Origin of the sequence: Kitasatospora sp. NPDC059599, assembly GCF_042735125.1 — a bacterium.
Lineage (GTDB): Bacteria > Actinomycetota > Actinomycetes > Streptomycetales > Streptomycetaceae > Kitasatospora.
Genome location: NZ_JBHWCL010000072.1, coordinates 15,786 through 31,860 on the forward strand (window position 1 = coordinate 15,786; position 16,075 = coordinate 31,860).

The window sequence follows — 16,075 nt, forward strand, 5'->3', positions numbered from 1 at the left end:
AGGCCCTGTCCGGCCCGAAGGCCGTAGGCTCCCGTCCATGCACAGCACCCTGACGGAGCACGCCCGCTGCCTGTACGGCGACGAGTACGGACCCGTGCCGGAATGCGGCCGGGAGCACGACGAGCACGACTTCGTCGAGGAGCTGACCTTCGCCGACGCGGACGCGATCCTCGCGATGCTGCGCGAGCTCTGCCCGCACGTCGTCGACGGGTACCTGCCGGTCCGGATCCGGAACCTGGCCTACCGGCTGCTGCTCCTGCAGCGGCCGGACGAGCCGGAGCTGATGCGGGAGGCGGCCCGGAGCCTGTGGTCGCACGGGCCGGACTGGGACGACATCGCGGCCGCCCTGGACGAGCGGGCCGACGCGCTGGAGGCGGGCTGACCGCGGCCCCGCCGCAAAGGGTTCCGACCCGCGAGGCCGACGGAGAGGCCGACCGAGAGGCGGGGGCGTGAGGCCGACCCGTGAGGCCGACCCGTGAGGCCGACCCACGAGGCCGACCAGCGAGGGTGGGCCGGGGGACGGTGCGCGGCTGGGCGGGTCTCGGCTAGGTGAGGGTGGGGACCGCGCCGCCCTCGACATGCCGGACGTGGACGCCGGGGAGGTGGCGGCCCCAGGAGTCGGCGACCGCCGTGAGCCGGTCGGCGGCGAGCGGCTCGGGGCCGAGGCCGACGGGGTGGTGGGTGAGGCCGTCGGCGGTCCGGTAGGGGTGCGGCCAGGCGTGCAGGTGGGTGCCGCCCGCCTCCTCCAGGGCGGTCAGCAGTGCGCGGAGGCGGCCGCGGACCAGCCCGACGGACTCCTCCGGGGCGGTGACCACCGCCCAGGCGGCGTGGCGCCGGTGGAGTGGGGGCGGGGTGAGCAGGGCGGGCCACGGGTCGGCGCTCTCCGTGCTGAGCTCCCAGGCGCGGTAGAGCTCCTCGGTGAGCAGGTCGCGGGTGTCCGCGCCGACCTGGGTGGTGCAGCTGCGCACGGGGGAGGAGGGGGTGAGGACGGTGACCGCACTGGCCTGGCGATCCGTCAGGGCGCCTGACAACGCAATGGGTTGCCGCCAGTCCCAGCCCGCCCAGGTCTCGGTGAACTGCCGGAACAGGTCGCAGTCCGGGTCCTCGTGGTCGAGGACGGTGCGTGCGGCGAGCACCGACCAGGCGAGCGAGGGAAGTTGGCCGAAGGGCGCCGAGTCCAGTCCGCGGGCCCGGGCCCAGGCCTTGACCTGACGGGCCAGCCGGACGAAGCGGTCGTGCCGGTCGCCGACCGCCGCGAGGATCGCCTCGGCGTCCGTGATCGCGCTCAGTGCGACGGCCTCCGCCTCGCCCAGTTCCGCACGGTGGGCGACGGCTTGGGCCGGGTCGAGGGAGCCGGTGAAGACCACGACGAGGTCGACGGACAGGCCGTCCGCCTCCAGCCGCAGTCCCGGCACCCGGGCGCCGACCACCTCGCGCAGCCGTCGGGCGTCCGGCAGTGCGGCCGCCACCCGGGTGCGGACGGCGGGCAGGTCGGCCGGGCCGGGCAGCGCCGCCACGAGGTCGAGGTCGGCGCCGTCCAGGTGGCAGCCCAGCCGTCGCGAGCCGACCAGACGGACCGCGCCGTCCGGTAGTGCCTCCGTGATGCGCCGGGCCAATGTCCTTGCCGCAGAGGTCCGTTGGGGAGACTCCGGCTGCAGCCGGACGGCCTGCTCCGCGGGCACCGGCCGCACCTCACCCGTCCCCAGCGTGACCACGGCGCGCGGTCGCATCGGCTCGGAGCCCCGGCGGGAGAGCACCACCAGCTCGCCGACCCGGGCCGTGACCCCGGGGAGCCGGGCCGCGCAGTCGGCGGCCACCCGCTGCGGGTCGGTGCTGCGCCCGAGGGTCAGGTGCGGGGTGTAACCCTCCGCGCGGCCGTGGCAGCGCGGGAAGCGGCGCTCCAGCGCGTGCCGCAGCGCCGCCCAGGGCTCGGCGGAGGCGGCGGCCGGGTCGAGCCAGACGGTGGCGTCCTCGCGGTGGCCGAAGGTGTGCACCCCGTCCAGCCGTGCCGTGAACGGGGCCGCTTCGGCGGCTGCGGCGCCCAGGAGTGGCAGGGCGCGGTCGAACTCGGCCTCCGGGACGAAGCCGAACAGCAGGTTGACGTGCGGTGGCCAGCGGTGCAGCTGCGGGTCGTGGGCGGCGCGCAGCCGCTGGATCGGCGGCCACAGCTCCTCGGGCGGCAGCCAGGCGACGGCGGTGCGCGCGACGGGCGCGGCGTCGAGGAAGTCCGGCGCTCCGCCGGCAGCCCCGGCCGCTCCGTCGGCTCCGCCGGCTCCGCCGAGGCCGAGGTCCACGGCCACGCCGTAGTGGTCGGACGGGTGCAGTCCGTCGCTGGTCGGGTGGTTGCCGAGCAGTGTGGCGGCGGTGGCGCGGGTGCTGTCGGCGCGGTGCAGGACGCGGTCGATGCGGCCCGGCCGGCCGGTGAGGGAGGAGACCGCGGCGAGCGGGTTGGCCGTCGGGTCGAAGGTGGGGGTGTCGTCGGACGGTCCGTGCACCTGCGTCCAGGCGTCCCGGAGGCCGAGTGCGGCGGCCGGGCCCGAGGCGCCGGAACGGGCGTCGTTGAAGTCCCCGAGCAGGAGCAGGTCACCCTCGACGCCGCCCAAGCCCTCGGCGATCCGGGCGAGTTCGGCTGCACGGCGGGCCGCGCCGTCCGGTGAGTGGTCGCTGCTCAGATGGACGGCGGCGACGGTCAGTGGGTCGCCCGCGGTCCCCACGGTGATCGCGGTGACGGCCTTGTGCGGGCCCAGGGCGTGCCGGCCGGCCTCCAGGACGGGCAGCCGGCTGAGCAGCAGCAGGCCGTGCTCGTCGACGTCCCGCCCGAGCGGGTCGGCGTTGAGCGTGTACCCGGCGCGCACCCAGGGTGCCGCCAGCAGCAGGGTGACCAGGGCCGGCTCCACCTCCTGCAGGGCGATGACGTCGGCGTCGGCGGCCTCCAGTGCGGCGAGCAGCAGCGGGCGCCGGCGGGCGGTCGCGATGCGGTCGGCGTCGTAGCGGTCCCACAGGGTGTTCCAGGTGACCACGCGCAGGCCCGTGACCGCCGGAGCCCCGGGCCGGTCGCTCTCCGCAGCGACGGCCTGCCAGTGACCGTCCGGCCGCCAGGCGTACGGGGTCGTCGCCACGAAGAACGGCGAGCGCAGGCGGCGCGGGTCGGTGCGGCGTCCGGCCTCGGTGCGGTCGAGCAGGTCCACGCCGGACGCGCGGTCCCAGACCACCACGCCGTCGGCCTCGACCCAGTGGACCCGGTGCCAGGGGATGTCGCCTGCCGCAGCGAAGGCCTCCAGCGGCACCCGCTCGGTGCGGTCGTCGCGCTGGCGCACGCCCAGGGTGAACCGGGCCGGGTCGAAGCGGGCGTCCCAGCGGATGCGCTGGCAGATCTGTTCGATGGGACGCATCAGTCCTCCTCGGCGTCGAGTGTGCCCGCCGTGTCTTCCACGGTGCCACCGGCGCCGACGTACCAGGTGCGGTGCGCCTGGCCGGGGTAGGGCGGGCTGAAGCGGTACAGCTGCGCCGTGAGGACGTCGGCCGGCACCGGGTGCGGTCGCACGGCGTTGCGGCGCAGCAGTTCGTCCTCGTCGACGACCAGCACCACCTGGGTGAGCAGGGCGTCGCGGCGCTGTGCGACGGCGTGGACGTGCGAGCGCTGCTGCCGGTTGAGGGAGGTGGCGTCCCAGACGACGGTGGGGCCCGCGCCGTCGGTGCCCGGGGCGGCGAGGGCGGCGTCCAGCCGGGCCAGGCCCTCGCGCAGCACCACGGCGTTGTCGCGCTGGTCGGAGCGCGAGCCCCGGGCGGCGCGCAGGTCGTCCAGGCTGATCCGGGCGGTGACGCCGGTGAGCCCGGCGGCGAAGCTGCTCTTGCCGCTGCCGGACGGGCCGCACAGGTGCACCAGCCGGGGGAAGCCGCCGTCCCGCCGGCGCCAGGTCGCGGCGACCGCCTCCTCGACGCCGGAGATCCGGCCGAGCGCGAACGCCTCGCGGGCCTGCGCCCAGCAGCGGTCGGCGGCGTCCCGGTCGAGGCCGGCGAGCGCCTCGCGCAGGCCGCTGCGCAGCCGGGCGAGCGGCGCGCCGTCGAGCAGCCCGGCGTCCTCGGCGTGGAGTGCGGACCAGGCGACCTGCTCGCGTTCCTCCGCCCCGGGAGCGGCGGCCGCGGCGACGGCGTGCAGTACCCCGAGGTCGGCGGCGCAGGAGAGCCGGGCCAGCCCGGCGCGGCGGTCCTCGTCCGGGTACGGCCGGTGCAGGCCGGGGTGCAGCCCGACCAGGTCGGCGACCCGCCGGGCCAGCGGCAGGCCGAGCGGCCCGGCCAGCCGCGGCGCCAGGGACTGCCGGTGCCCGGCGCGCAGTGCGGTGGCGAGCACCCCGGTCAGTCGGGCGTCCCCGCCGCGGCCGAGCTCGTCCAGCCGGGCCGACACATCCGACAACTGCTCCGGCTCGCAGGGAAGTTCGGGAAGGTTCAGGGCGGTGGCCAGGGCGGCCGGCTCGGGCAGCGCCCCGGACCGCACGGCCCACAGCGCGGCAGCCGGGCCGAGCCCGTTCTCCACCACGGCGGCGTGCATCCAGTGGGTGTCGGTGCGCACGTGGTGCGGGCGGACCCACTTGGCGACCCGCGCGCCGAACTCCGCCCGGGAGAAGCCCCGGACCGTCCGGACCACGTAGCCCTCCTGCCGGTCCAGGTCCAACTTCAGGGTGCGCAGGGCCCGTTCGTCGAAGCGGCCGCGCCACAGCACCCGGGGCGACGGCACACCGAGGCGGCGCAGGAAGCGGACTGTGTCGTCCCAGTCGAGGCAGTGGTCGCCTTCCGTCCAGACCGAGAAGCCGTAGAACCAGCTCTCCAGGTCGGTGTACGGGATCGAGTGCCGGGCGAACAGGTTCTCGCCGCAGATCCGCCAGCCGTCCGGGATCCGCCCGCCGACCCGGCCCTGCAGGCCCTTCACCCAGGCGCGGGACGGGTGGTGGGCCGAGTCCAGCGACCGGGCGTGCAGACCGTCGGCGTAGAGGGTGGTGTTCTCGCCGTCGAGCTTCTCGGTGACGACGACCTCCGCGCCGGCCAGCGCACCGAGGTCCCCGGTCCGTACGTCGTCCGCCGCTGCCCCCGGTGACCAGGGCAGGTGCGGAGTCCGGGGGTAGTGCACGCGCATGTCCGGGCTCCCGTGGAGATTGTCGATCCGGCGGACACTGTAGGAGCGACGGTCGGGTGCGGGCCAGCGAATAAGCGCCGGCGCGGCGGCATCGGAGAGGGCGGGTACGACGGCACCGGAGTGAAGGGGCGCGGCGGCCCGGCGAAGGCGGGTGCGGCGGCACCGCGAAGGTGGGTACGACGGGGCCACCCTCCGGCGCCCGCACCCCAGCGACGTGCGGCGATACTGACACCCATGGCCGACCCGATCATGACCCCGAACAGCCTCGGCGACTACCTGCGGGCCCGACGGGCGCTGGTCTCGCCCGCGGACGCGGGACTGCCCCCGACCGGACGCCGACGGGTGCCCGGGCTGCGCCGCGAGGAGGTCGCCGAACTGGTCGGGCTGAGCACCGACTACTACGTGCGCCTGGAACAGGGCCGCGCCGACCGCCCGTCCGACGAGGTCCTCGACGCCCTCGGGCGGGCACTGCTCCTCGGCCCCGCCGAACGCGCCCACCTGCGCGACCTGGCGCGACCACCCCGCCGGGCGGCGGCCCGGGCCGGGAAGGAGACGGGCGCGAAGGGCGGGGCGGAGAGGGGCGCGAGGGGCGGGGCGGAGACGCTGCGCCCGGCCCTGCGGATGGTCGTCGAAGCGATGCCGCTGACCCCGGCCGTCATCATGAACGACCGCAACGACGTCCTGGCGTGGAACGTGCTCGCCGCCGCGCTGCTCGCCGACTTCCCCCGACTCCCTCCGCGCGACCGCAACATGGCGCGGCGGATCTTCCTCGACCCGCGCGCCCGGGAGGTCCACCTCGACTGGGACGAGGCCGCGCGCACCACGGTCGGGATCCTGCGGATGGCCGCCGGACGCCGGCCGCACGACCCGGAGCTGGTCCGGCTGGTCGGCGAACTCTCCCTGGGCAGCGGCGAGTTCCGCACGCTGTGGGCGAGCCACCACGTGCACGAGAAGTCCCACGGCGCCAAGCGCTTCCACCATCCGGCGGTCGGCGAGGTGGAGTTGGCCTACGAGACCTTCCAGGCGCCCGGTGCCGACCACCATCTCCTGGTGGTCTACACGGCCGCCCCCGACAGCCCGGCGGAGCGGGCCCTGCGGCGGCTGTCCGGTGTCGCGGCCGCAGCGACTGCGGGTGTCACCGCGGGAGCCGCCGCCGGAGCCGCCGGCGGTGTCACTGCCGGTGGCACCGCCGCGGGAACGGCCACCGGTGCCGGTGCCGGTGCCAGTGCCGCCGGTGCCGGTGCCGCCGCCCGCCCGTCCGCCGTCACCGCCCCGAACCCGGCCTGAGCGCACGCCAGGTGAGCAGCGCGCCCGTGGCGGACAGCGCGGCGAGCAGCAGCCCGGCCGTGTGGAAGGCGCCGGTGAAGGCCTCGGCCACCGCGGCCCGCTGCCCCGGCGCCACCCGCCCCTGGACGACGGCCTGCCCGGCGAGGTCGGCCGCCGGGCCGCCGCCGAGACCGCCCGCCCGCAGCCGGGCGGCGGTGAGCGAGGTGAGCAGGGCCGCGGCGCCGGCGACGGCCACGGACTCCCCGGTGATCCGCAGGGTGTTGAAGATGCCCGCCGCGGCCCCGGCGCGCTCCACCGGGACGGTGCCGACGGCCGCGTCGTCCATCACCCCGAAGGCCAGTCCGACACCCGCGCCGAACGGCAGCAGCGGCACGGCGAGACCGGCCCACGAGCCGCCGCCGTCCAGGGTGGTGAGCAGCAGCGCACCGAGCGCGATGAGCGCCGACGCGGCGGTGAGGACGGCTCGCACCGAGGTGTGCTGGGCCAGCCGCCCGGCGACCAGCGGCAGCAGCAGCACGGGGGCGGTCATCGGCAGCAGGAGCAGGCCGCTGTCCAGGGTGCCGTGGCCCGCCGTGCCCTGCAGGTAGGTGGGCAGGTAGACGAGCAGGACGACGAAGCCGAGGGTGACGGTGAAGGGCTGGCAGACCACGGCGAGGAACTCCGGCCGGGCGAAGAGGCGGACGTCGAACAGGGCCCGGTCGGCCCGGCGGAGTTCCACCACGGCGAACAGCAGGACCAGCAGGACGGCGGCCGCGAACAGGCCCAGCGGGACGGGCGCCGCCCAGCCGTCGGTGGTCGCCCGGGCGAAGCCGAACGCGAGGGCGGCGAGCCCGGCGGTGAACAGGACCGGTCCGGCCAGGTCCAGCGGTGGCCGGTCGGTGCCGGGGGATCGGGGCGTACGGGACTCGGGCACGCGGCTCGTGAGGAACGCGGAGGGCAGCGACACCGCCGCGACCAGCAGGAACACCGACCGCCAGCCCGGCCCCTCCACCAGGGCCCCGGCGAGCGGCGGCCCGACCGCCAGCCCGGTGCCGAAGGAGGTGCCGAGGATCCCGAAGGCCAGTCGTCGGCGCGCTCCCGAGGTGCCGTGGGCCAGCACCGCCGCACCCGACGCCAGCACCGCCGCGGCCCCGCAGCCCTGGACGGCCCGGGCGGCGTCCACCAGCGCCATCGACGGCGCCAGCGCGACCAGCAGCGACATCGTGCCGACCAGGGTGGTCCCGGCCAGCAGCACCCGCCGCCGCCCGTACCGGTCGGCGAGACCGCCCGCCGCGAGCGGCAGCGCGGCGAAACCGATGTTGAACGCGTTGAGCATCCACTGGGCGCTGCCGACCGACGCGCCCAGCCGGGAGGCCATGCTCGGCAGGGCCACCGCGGCCCCCGTCACCGAGAACGGCAGCATCAGGGCGGCGGTGGCGACGGCGGCGACGGTGTACCGGAAGCGCTGATCGTCGGTCCGCGGTGCCGGAGGAGCGGGCGGCGCGGGGGCCGGGGAGGTGGTGGTCATGCCGTCGATCGTTCGCGAGCGCGCCGGGCCGGGGAAGGGAACGCCGTTCCCAGGGAACCGCAGACCCACCCTCCGGCCCCGGCCGCTCCGCGACACGCGGGCAGGAACGTCCCTGCATGTGGTCGGCCGCCGGACCGGGTGCAATGGGCGCGCCCAGCCCGACGCCAGAGGAGGCCGCCCGGTGGAGACGACGACGAAGGACGCCGAACCGGTCCGCGTCCTGGACGTGGCGAGCGCCGACTACCGCCGGGCGTTCGAACTGTTCCTCGCCGGCACGGACGAGAAGCCCCTCACCCACGCCCGGCTGAGCGAACTCGTCGACGCCCTGCCGCGGCGCCGGGTCCTGCTCGACCTCGGTGCCGGCGACGGCCGCACCACCGCCCACCTGGCCCGGTCCTTCGACCGTACGATCGCCGTCGAGCCCAGCGAGGCCATGCGCGAGAAGCTCCGCACCACCTGCCCCGACGCCATCGTCCTCCCGGACCGGCTCGACCGGGTGCGGCCGCCCGAGCCCGCCGACCTCGTCCACCTCTCGCACGTGCTCTACTACGTGCCCGAAGCGGACTGGCCCGCCACCGTCGACCGCGCCCTGGACTGGACGGCGCCCGGCGGCACCCTCCTGGTCGTCCTGCAGAACCCGGAGAGCCCCTGCATGCGGATGGCCGCCCACTTCACCGGCGTCCGCTACGACCTGAGCCCCCTCGCCGCCGACCTGCGCGCGCGGCGCCCGAGGGACGCCGTCGCCCTGGAGACCCTCGGCCTCCACTACCGCACGCCCCACCTCGCCGAGGCCGTCGACGTCGCCGAGTTCATGGTCAACGTCGCCGACCTCGCCACCCTCGACCCCCGCCCGTCCCGCGCCGCCCTCGCCGCCTACGTCCAGGACCACTTCGCCCGCCCCGACGGTGGCTACGCCATCGGCCACACCCAGGACATGCTGATCGTCCGCCGCGCCCCGGCTGCCGGGGCCGTCCGCTGACGGCTGCCTGCGGGTGGCGGCCGGGCCCGGTGGCGGCCGGGCCCGGTTGCGGCTGTGGTCGCCGTTCCGGGCCCCGGGGTCGCCGATACCTGACGAAAATCCCCCGGCACTGGCCACGACCCCGTCCGAGCTGGTCTCATCGGGGACGTGGACAGAACTGCGGAACCCCCAGGGGGCACCCCGGTGGGACGGCGGGTCGTGCTCGGCCTGCTCGGGCTCGGCGCCGCCGGCGTGGCCGTCGGCCCCTACCTCCAACGGGCACAGGACGCCGTCACCGCCGGTGACCCGACCGGGCTGACCGGCCTGCTGCCCGGCGGTGGCGGCTTCCGGTACTACTCCGTGGCCGCCTCGGTGCCCGACCGCACCGCGGACACCTACGCGTTGACGGTCGACGGCCTGGTGGAGCGCCCGACCACCCACCGGCTCGCCGACCTCCGGACGATGCCGCAGCGGCGGCTGGTCCGGGACGTCCAGTGCGTGACCGGCTGGCGCGTCCCGGACACGCCGTTCGAAGGCGTGCCGCTCGCGCACCTGCTGGACGAAGCCGGAGTCCGGCCCGGGGCGCGGGCGGTGCAGTTCACCTGCTTCGACGGTGCGTACACCGAGAGCCTCACCCTGGAACAGGCCCGGCGTGACGACGTCCTGATCGCACTGAAACTGCAGGACGCCCCGATCACGCACGCCCACGGCGGCCCGGTGCGGCTCTACGTCGCGCCGATGTACTTCTACAAGTCGGCGAAGTGGCTGTCCGGCATCACCGTCACCGACGCCGTCCGCCCCGGCTACTGGGAGGGGAACGGCTACGACATCGACGCGTGGGTCGGCCGCTCCAACGGGAGGGACGATGCGCCGACCGGCTGACCTCGTCCTCCGGTTCACCCGCGCCGAGCGCTGGGTCCACCGCACCACCGCCACCCTGATGCTCGTGTGCCTGGCCACCGCGGCCTGCCTCTACCTCGCGCCGCTCGCCGAACTGATCGGACGCCGACGCCTCCTGGCCACCGTCCACGTCTGGTGCGGCCTGGCGCTGCCCGTCCCGCTGCTGCTCGGCCTCACCACCCGGGCCCTCCGGGCGGACGCGTCCCGCCTGAGCCGCTTCACCCCCGCGGACCGGACCTGGCTGCGCGCCGTCCGCACCCGCCTGGCGGTCCGCCCCGCAGGCAAGTTCAACGCCGGCCAGAAGTTGTACGCGCAGTGGACGCTCGGATCGATGCTGGTCATCCTGGGCACCGGCCTGCTGATGTGGCTCACCCACCTCTCACCGCCGGCCTGGCGGACCGGAGCCACCTTCGTCCACGACTGGTTCGCGCTGGCCATCGCCACCGTGACCGCCGGGCACATCCGGATGGCGATGGGGGACCGTGAGTCACGGCTGGGCATGCGCACCGGCCTGGTCGACCGCCAGTGGGCCGAACGCGAGCACCCGCACTGGCAGCCCGAGCCCGCCCCGGCAGAACCCGCCGGGGCGCCGGCACCGCCGGAACCGCCGGGAACACCGGAACCGCCGGGAACATCGGAACCACCGACGTCACCGCAACCACCGACGTCATCGGAGCCACCCGAACGAGCCCGGCCCGTCTGATCCGCCGGCGAACGACGGCGTCCCGCCCCGACCGGCCCATCCCCACGTGCGCCCGCCACGCCGCCCTGGTGAGCTGGGCCGGGAGCCGTGACCCGCCCGGCCTCCCCGCCGAACCCCGGGAGAAATCCGTGCCGGACCCATCGACGTCGTACGCCGACCTGCGTGCCCTGGTCATCAACTGCACCCTCAAGCGCTCCCCGGAACGCAGCCACACCCAGGGCCTCATCGACGTCAGCACCGGCATCCTGAAACGCCAGGGCGTCGAGGTCGAGGTGCTGCGGGCAGTGGATCTCGACATCGCGACCGGTGTCTGGCCCGACATGACCGAACACGGATGGGAGACCGACGAGTGGCCGGTCATCTACTCCCAGGTCATGTCCGCCGACATCCTCACGCTGGCCGGACCCGTGTGGCTGGGAGACAACTCCTCCGTGATGAAGAAGGTCATCGAGCGGCTCTACGCGTGCTCCTCGATCCTCAACTCCCAAGGCCAGTACGCCTACTACGGCCGGGTCGGGGGCTGTCTCATCACCGGCAACGAGGACGGCGCCAAGCACTGCGCGATGAACGTCCTCTACAGCCTGCAGCACCTGGGCTACACCGTCCCGCCGCAGGCCGACGCAGGCTGGGTGGGGGAGGCCGGCCCCGGCCCGTCCTACCTGGACGAGGGCTCGGGCGGTCCGGGCAACGACTTCACCAACCGCAACACCACCTTCATGACCTGGAACCAGCTCCACCTCGCCCGGATGCTCAAGGACGCCGGCGGCATCCCCGCCCACGGCAACCAGCGCTCCGAGTGGGACGCCGGCTGCCGCTTCGACTCCGACAACCCCGAACACCGCTGAAGGCTGTGTGAAGCAGGCAGTGGACGGCGTTCTGGCTGCCCCTCCCATCGTCCGGTGGAGCCTCATTCGGGTGGTCAGCGGGACGGGGCGGAACAGTCGTGTGGGCGCACGCGCCCGCGAGTACGTGGTGGGCGACGCCGTCTGAGGTCCCTGGTCCGGGCCCCTGTGACCTGCGCCCCGGCTCGGGTGCCGGGGTTCAGGGCCGGGCGAGTTCCAGGACGGCGATCCCGCCGAGGACGGTGAACGCCGCCGTTAGCAGATCCGGGCCAGGCTCGGCGAGCTGGCGGCACCGAGGCGAGGGTTGCCCAAGTGGTGCTGGACCGGGGCGCCGAACTGGTGCACCTGAGCGTCAGCGACGTGGCGTCGCCGGCCGGGGCGGCGCCCTCCTCGGTGGTGCGGGCCTGCCGGCGGCTCGGTTTCCGCGGCTTCCAGGAGCTGAAGATCGCCGCCGTCCTGCACGCCCCGGCCTCTCCCCCCGAGCAGCCGGCCGCGGACCCTGACGACCCGGCTGCCGGGGCGCTCGTCGACACCCTGCGCGCCGCCCGGGCGGCCCTGGAAGGCCTCACCGCCACGCTCGGCCCCGACGACCTGCGTGCAGCCGCCGAGCTGCTGAACGACGCCTCCCGGTACTTCTGGTCGGCACTGGGCTGTCCGGCGCCGTGGCGCTGGACTTCGCCTACCGGCTGCGCGCGCTCGGCCTGCCGGTGGACTCCCCGGCCGATCAGCCGATCGCCCCCGGCCGGCTAGGCCGGCTCCGCCAGCTCGGTCAGGACGTACGGGTGGCGGGGCCGCCAGCCCAGGTCGGTGACGGCGCGGCGCCCGGACACGACCTGGTTCAGCGCCAGGGCCTCGGCGAACGGGGCGCCCACGGCCTCGGCGGCCTGCTCCAGCGGCCACGGCTCGGCCCGGCCGGTGCCACCGGCGGCGATGTCGACGGCCGCGGCGAGCGCGGCGACCGGCACCCCCTCGTGGGCCACGCCGTGCAGCACGCTTCCCTCCTCGGCCTTGGTCAGGGCCAGCACGAACAGTTCGGCGAGGTCGTCGACGTGGACCATCGGCCAGCGGGTGGCCGGCGAGCCGACGTACCGGCCGGTGCCGTGCTCCTTCGCCCAGCCGGTCATCAGGCCGGGGATGCCGCCGCCGTGGCCGTACACGATGCCGGGCCGCAGCACTACGGCGCGCACGTCCTCGGCGGCGCTCGCCAGGACGCGCTGCTCGATGCGCGGGCGGTAGCCGACGATGGCGATCGCGTCCGTGGCGGCGTCCTCGCCGACCGCGGTGTCCCCGGTGGCGCCGAGCACCCACACACCGCTGGTGTACACGAATGCCCTTCCCGTGCCGCGCAGCCGCTCGGTCAGCGCGTCCACGGCCGCCGCGTCCACCGTCTCGTCGCCGGTCGGCGTGGCGAGGTTCAGCACGGCGTCGATGTCGTCGGTGACGGCGGCTCGCAGCGAGGCCGGGTCGGCCAGGTCGCCCACGCGCGACGCCACGTCGGGCCCCAGTCGTCCGGCGTCCTTGACGAAGTGGACCACCTGGTGGCCCTCCGCCGTGAGCCGCCGCGTCACGGCGGACCCGATGTAACCGGTGGAACCCAGCACCAGTACCTTCACGTCTGTTCCTTTTCTTCGAGTCCTCGACAACGGGGACGACAACAAGGGCAACAACAGGGACAGCAACAGGGGCACCCGCAGGGGTGACCAGGCGACTTCAGCGAGCCGTACGGCCTGCCGCTTCGCCGGTGCGCAGCACGGTGACGCCGGAGGAGCCCCGGCGGGCGGCGATCGCCTGGACGGGCTGCGCGTACCTCCGGACGGGCGGGGCCCGGGTGGCGGCCGGTGTCACGGCCGGACGAGGCGTCGGTCAGCGGGGATCCGGCCGGGCGCACGGTTCACCCGGCGACGGGCGGCTCCTGCGGGCCGGCGACGTCGAGCAGCAGCTTCGCGGCCACCGTTGCCCCGTCGGTGCGGATCGTGGCGGCCAGGTCCCTCGCCCGTGACCGGGTGCCGGGGGCCAAGGGCCGTGCCGAGTCCGGGCATCGGCTCGACGTCCCCGCGCGAACCGTACGCCACCAACAACACACGCACGTCATGACTCCCGATGGTGTTCATGGATTCCGGCCTCGACCGGTCGACTGCCGTCCGAGGTCTTGCCGTAGCCGAGGGACTCGACGATCAAGCCGTCCCGGACGAGTGTGAGCGTCACGCCGCGGACCGTGTCGGCCGGGCCGTCGCCGAAGCGGCACCGCCAGCGGACCGTCGCCCGCTCACCGGTGATGACGACGGCCTCCGGCTCGTACTGCCTGGTGCGGTCCTCGGCGAGTGCCCGGCACAACTCCAGGCACGCGGCGCGGCCTTCGTAGCGGGCCCCGTCGGGGGCCGGCTGTTTCGCCTCCATCACGCAGTCGTCGGCGAGTAGGTCGGCGAGCAGCGAGGCGTCGTGATGGAGGAAGGCGCGATTGAAGCGGTGGACGACCTCGGCCGTGGTGCGGAACGACATGCTTCCTCTTCCCGGCCCGTCAGGCCGGGCCTCTGCCCGGTCCGTCAGACCGGACCGTTGATCGCGTGTTCCGCGGCGCGGCTGACGTGTTCCCAGGCCGCCCAGGTGTCCATGCGGGTGCGGGCGATGTCGAAGGCGAGGTCGTAGACCATGCTGCCGAGGAGGAGGCGCAGCGGCGGCTCGTCGCTGTCGACCAGGGTGAGAAGCGCGGTCGCGGCGAGTTGCGGGTCGCTGTCGACGGAACCTTCGGCGAACTGCTCGGCCAGCTTCTCCCGCAGCGGCGCGTACGCCTCCAGGGGGCTGGTGCTGCGCATCGCGGTGTAGAGGTCGGTCCAGTAGCCGCCGGGCTGGAGGATGCTCACCTTGGCCCCGAAGGCGGCGGCCTCCGCGGCGATGGCCTCGCTGAGGCCTTCCAGGGCGAACTTGCTGGCGCTGTAGAGGCCGGTGCTGGGGAAGCCGCCCAGGGCGGCGATGCTGGAGACCTGCACGAGGTGGCCGGATCCCTGTTCGCGCAGCACGGGCATGACGGCCTGGCTCACCCAGAGGGCGCCGAAGAAGTTGACGTCCAGCTGGGCGCGTGCCTCGGCTTCGGTGAACTCCTCGACCATTCCCATCGAGAGCATGCCGGCGTTGTTGACGACGATGTCGAGCCGCCCGAAGTGGCCGACGGCCTCGGCGACGGCGGCGAACACGGCGTCCCGGTCGGTCACGTCCAGCGTCAGGGGCAGGACCTGGCCGGGGTGGGTGCTCGCGAGCTCGTGCAGCGCGGTCGTGGTGCGGGCGGCGACCACGATGCGGTCGCCGGCCGTCAGGGCTGCCCGGGCGAAGGCGCGGCCGAGACCGCGGCTGGCGCCGGTGATGAACCAGACGCGGCTGGTGGGTTTGGCTGGGGCGGGCACGGGCGGTGCTCCTGTCCGGGAGATGGTGGGGTGTCGGGTGGCCGGGCGGCCCCGGCACGCTGGTCAGGCTCGGCGTGCGCTCCGCACGGCGAGGGTGGTGAGGAGGGTGAGGAGGGCCCCGGTCGTCAGGACACCGCTCGTGCTGAGGTCGGTGGCGACGATTCCTCCGAGCAGGGCCCCGAGGGCGATGGCCAGGTTGTAGACGGAGGTGTTCAGGGCGGTGGCCGCCTCGGCCGAGTCGGGCGCGGCCTTGAGGATCCACGTCTGGACGCCGACGGGCACGCCGCCGAAGGCCAGTCCCCATCCCATCAGCAGCAGGGTCCCGCCGACCGGGGTGCGGCCGGCGAGGGGAAAGACCGCGAGGACCGCGGTGAGCAGGACGCTGACGGTGACGATGGTCGCACGGACGTTCCGCTCCGCAGCCGCACCGGCGAGGAAGTTGCCGAGGATGCCGGCGACGCCGAAGCCGAGCAGGAGCGGGCCGATCGCGCCCTCGTCGATCCCCGAGACGGTCCGCAGGATCGGGCTGACGAAGGTGAAGGCCGCGAAGTGGCCGCCGACCAGGAGGAACGTGGCGATGACGCCGGCGCGTACCACGGGGTGGCGGAACTGCTCCGGCAGTGTGCGCAGTTGGACGACCTGTCGGGCGGGCATCGAAGGCAGCAGGAGGAGCAGGCCCACCAGCACGAGGAGGCCCAGTGCGCCCGCGGCCAGGAACGCGGTGCGCCAGTCCGCGAGACCGCCGATCAGCGTTCCGGCCGGTACGCCGAGGACGTTGGCCGCCGTCGCGCCGCCGAAGACCAGCGAGACGGCCCGGGGGACGAACCGGTCCGGGACCAGCCGTACGGCGAGCCCGGCGGCGAGCGACCAGAAGCCGCCGATGCTGATCCCGACGAGGAAGCGCGCGCCCAGCAGGACGGTGAAGTCGGGTGCCACGGCGGACAGTCCGTTGGCCAGGACCATCAGGGTGATCAGGCCGATCAGCGCGACCCGCCGGTCGAGCCGTCCGATGGCCACCGGAAGCAGCGGCGCCGTGACGGAGGCGACCAGGCCGGGGACGGTGACCATCAGGCCTGCGGTGCCCTCGGAGACGTGGAGCGATCCTCCGACGAGGGGAAGCAGTCCCACCGGCAGTGATTCGACCGTCACCAGTGCGAACGTCCCGACCGCCATGGTGGCGACGGCGAGCCAGCTCGTGAGAGGCACCCGGTCGCCGTCCGATGTGGTGGGTGACTTCTCGGTGTCGACGACGGTCATGGCACTCCGGTCCGTTGGGGGGTGGGTCTGTTGACGATCCTTCAGTCGATCGCGGAAGCCATCAACGCCCAAGATCAGTAGGATCCGATAAA

13 protein-coding genes and 1 pseudogene are annotated in these 16,075 nt (G+C 74.9%); 7 read left to right on the plus strand and 7 right to left on the minus strand.

Translation table 11 applies throughout. From position 1 onward, the window contains the following. Positions 1-37 precede the first annotated feature (37 nt). Positions 38-382 carry a hypothetical protein gene (locus tag ACFV04_RS24120; RefSeq protein WP_380532057.1) on the plus strand — a complete coding sequence of 115 codons (345 nt, stop codon included), beginning with the start codon at positions 38-40 and terminating at the stop codon, positions 380-382. A gap of 163 nt (positions 383-545) precedes the next feature. On the opposite strand, the gene ACFV04_RS24125 is transcribed toward ACFV04_RS24120, so the two are convergent. Then, complete coding sequence (locus tag ACFV04_RS24125) at positions 546-3,392, minus strand: RNA repair domain-containing protein (RefSeq protein ID WP_380532060.1); 2,847 nt, start codon at positions 3,390-3,392, stop codon at positions 546-548. Further along, complete coding sequence (locus ACFV04_RS24130; RefSeq protein WP_380532063.1) at positions 3,392-5,131, minus strand: RNA ligase family protein; 1,740 nt, start codon at positions 5,129-5,131, stop codon at positions 3,392-3,394. Before ACFV04_RS24130 ends, ACFV04_RS24125 begins: the two co-directional genes overlap by 1 nt. A 234-nt stretch (positions 5,132-5,365) precedes the next feature. On the opposite strand from ACFV04_RS24130, the gene ACFV04_RS24135 reads away from it, so the two are divergent. Beyond that, positions 5,366-6,418 (plus strand): helix-turn-helix transcriptional regulator, encoded by a 1,053-nt coding sequence (locus ACFV04_RS24135; RefSeq protein WP_380532066.1) that lies wholly within the window; start codon positions 5,366-5,368, stop codon positions 6,416-6,418. Here ACFV04_RS24135 and ACFV04_RS24140 read toward each other — a convergent pair. Then, positions 6,396-7,925: an MFS transporter gene (locus ACFV04_RS24140; RefSeq protein ID WP_380532069.1), complete on the minus strand. Its 1,530-nt coding sequence runs from the start codon at positions 7,923-7,925 to the stop codon at positions 6,396-6,398. The genes ACFV04_RS24135 and ACFV04_RS24140 overlap by 23 nt on opposite strands. A 181-nt stretch (positions 7,926-8,106) precedes the next feature. On the opposite strand from ACFV04_RS24140, the gene ACFV04_RS24145 reads away from it, so the two are divergent. From ACFV04_RS24145 to ACFV04_RS24165, 5 genes and pseudogenes are all read left to right on the plus strand, one after another. Next, positions 8,107-8,904 carry a class I SAM-dependent methyltransferase gene (locus ACFV04_RS24145; protein ID WP_380532072.1) on the plus strand — a complete coding sequence of 266 codons (798 nt, stop codon included), beginning with the start codon at positions 8,107-8,109 and terminating at the stop codon, positions 8,902-8,904. Between the two features lie 147 nt (positions 8,905-9,051). Next, the gene (locus ACFV04_RS24150; RefSeq protein WP_380532075.1) at positions 9,052-9,765 is read left to right on the plus strand and encodes a molybdopterin-dependent oxidoreductase; all 714 of its coding nucleotides are present in this window, start codon (positions 9,052-9,054) and stop codon (positions 9,763-9,765) included. Further along, a pseudogene (locus tag ACFV04_RS24155) lies at positions 9,749-10,342 on the plus strand (cytochrome b/b6 domain-containing protein); the annotation flags it as partial. The gene ACFV04_RS24150 and the pseudogene ACFV04_RS24155, both read left to right, overlap by 17 nt. Positions 10,343-10,614: 272 nt before the next feature. Next, positions 10,615-11,331, plus strand: coding sequence for a flavodoxin family protein (locus ACFV04_RS24160; RefSeq protein ID WP_380335709.1), 717 nt, complete (start codon positions 10,615-10,617; stop codon positions 11,329-11,331). Between the two features lie 309 nt (positions 11,332-11,640). Beyond that, complete coding sequence (locus ACFV04_RS24165; RefSeq protein ID WP_380532079.1) at positions 11,641-12,078, plus strand: MurR/RpiR family transcriptional regulator; 438 nt, start codon at positions 11,641-11,643, stop codon at positions 12,076-12,078. Here the strand turns inward: ACFV04_RS24165 and ACFV04_RS24170 are convergent. The 4 genes from ACFV04_RS24170 to ACFV04_RS24185 all read right to left on the minus strand — a co-directional run bounded on the left by ACFV04_RS24170 (position 12,075) and on the right by ACFV04_RS24185 (position 15,983). Then, positions 12,075-12,941, minus strand: a complete 867-nt coding sequence (locus ACFV04_RS24170; RefSeq protein WP_380532082.1) for an NAD-dependent epimerase/dehydratase family protein — start codon at positions 12,939-12,941, stop codon at positions 12,075-12,077. The two genes, ACFV04_RS24165 and ACFV04_RS24170, sit on opposite strands and share 4 nt — an antisense overlap. Before the next feature lie 475 nt (positions 12,942-13,416). Continuing rightward, positions 13,417-13,827: a nuclear transport factor 2 family protein gene (locus ACFV04_RS24175; protein WP_380335699.1), complete on the minus strand. Its 411-nt coding sequence runs from the start codon at positions 13,825-13,827 to the stop codon at positions 13,417-13,419. 44 nt (positions 13,828-13,871) lie between these two features. Beyond that, entirely contained in the window at positions 13,872-14,726 is an 855-nt protein-coding gene (locus ACFV04_RS24180) for an SDR family NAD(P)-dependent oxidoreductase (RefSeq protein WP_380532086.1), read from the minus strand. A 63-nt stretch (positions 14,727-14,789) separates the two neighbouring features. Continuing rightward, positions 14,790-15,983 carry an MFS transporter gene (locus ACFV04_RS24185; RefSeq protein WP_380532090.1) on the minus strand — a complete coding sequence of 398 codons (1,194 nt, stop codon included), beginning with the start codon at positions 15,981-15,983 and terminating at the stop codon, positions 14,790-14,792. Positions 15,984-16,075 lie beyond the last annotated feature (92 nt).

What these genes read in the sequence shown, in the direction of transcription:
- ACFV04_RS24120 (WP_380532057.1), top strand. Translation starts at nt 38, where the DNA reads ATGCACAGCACCCTGACGGAGCACGCCCGCTGCCTGTACGGCGACGAG.
- ACFV04_RS24125 (WP_380532060.1), bottom strand. Translation starts at nt 3,392, where the DNA reads ATGCGTCCCATCGAACAGATCTGCCAGCGCATCCGCTGGGACGCCCGC.
- ACFV04_RS24130 (WP_380532063.1), bottom strand. Translation starts at nt 5,131, where the DNA reads ATGCGCGTGCACTACCCCCGGACTCCGCACCTGCCCTGGTCACCGGGG.
- ACFV04_RS24135 (WP_380532066.1), top strand. Translation starts at nt 5,366, where the DNA reads ATGGCCGACCCGATCATGACCCCGAACAGCCTCGGCGACTACCTGCGG.
- ACFV04_RS24140 (WP_380532069.1), bottom strand. Translation starts at nt 7,925, where the DNA reads ATGACCACCACCTCCCCGGCCCCCGCGCCGCCCGCTCCTCCGGCACCG.
- ACFV04_RS24175 (WP_380335699.1), bottom strand. Translation starts at nt 13,827, where the DNA reads ATGTCGTTCCGCACCACGGCCGAGGTCGTCCACCGCTTCAATCGCGCC.
- ACFV04_RS24185 (WP_380532090.1), bottom strand. Translation starts at nt 15,983, where the DNA reads ATGACCGTCGTCGACACCGAGAAGTCACCCACCACATCGGACGGCGAC.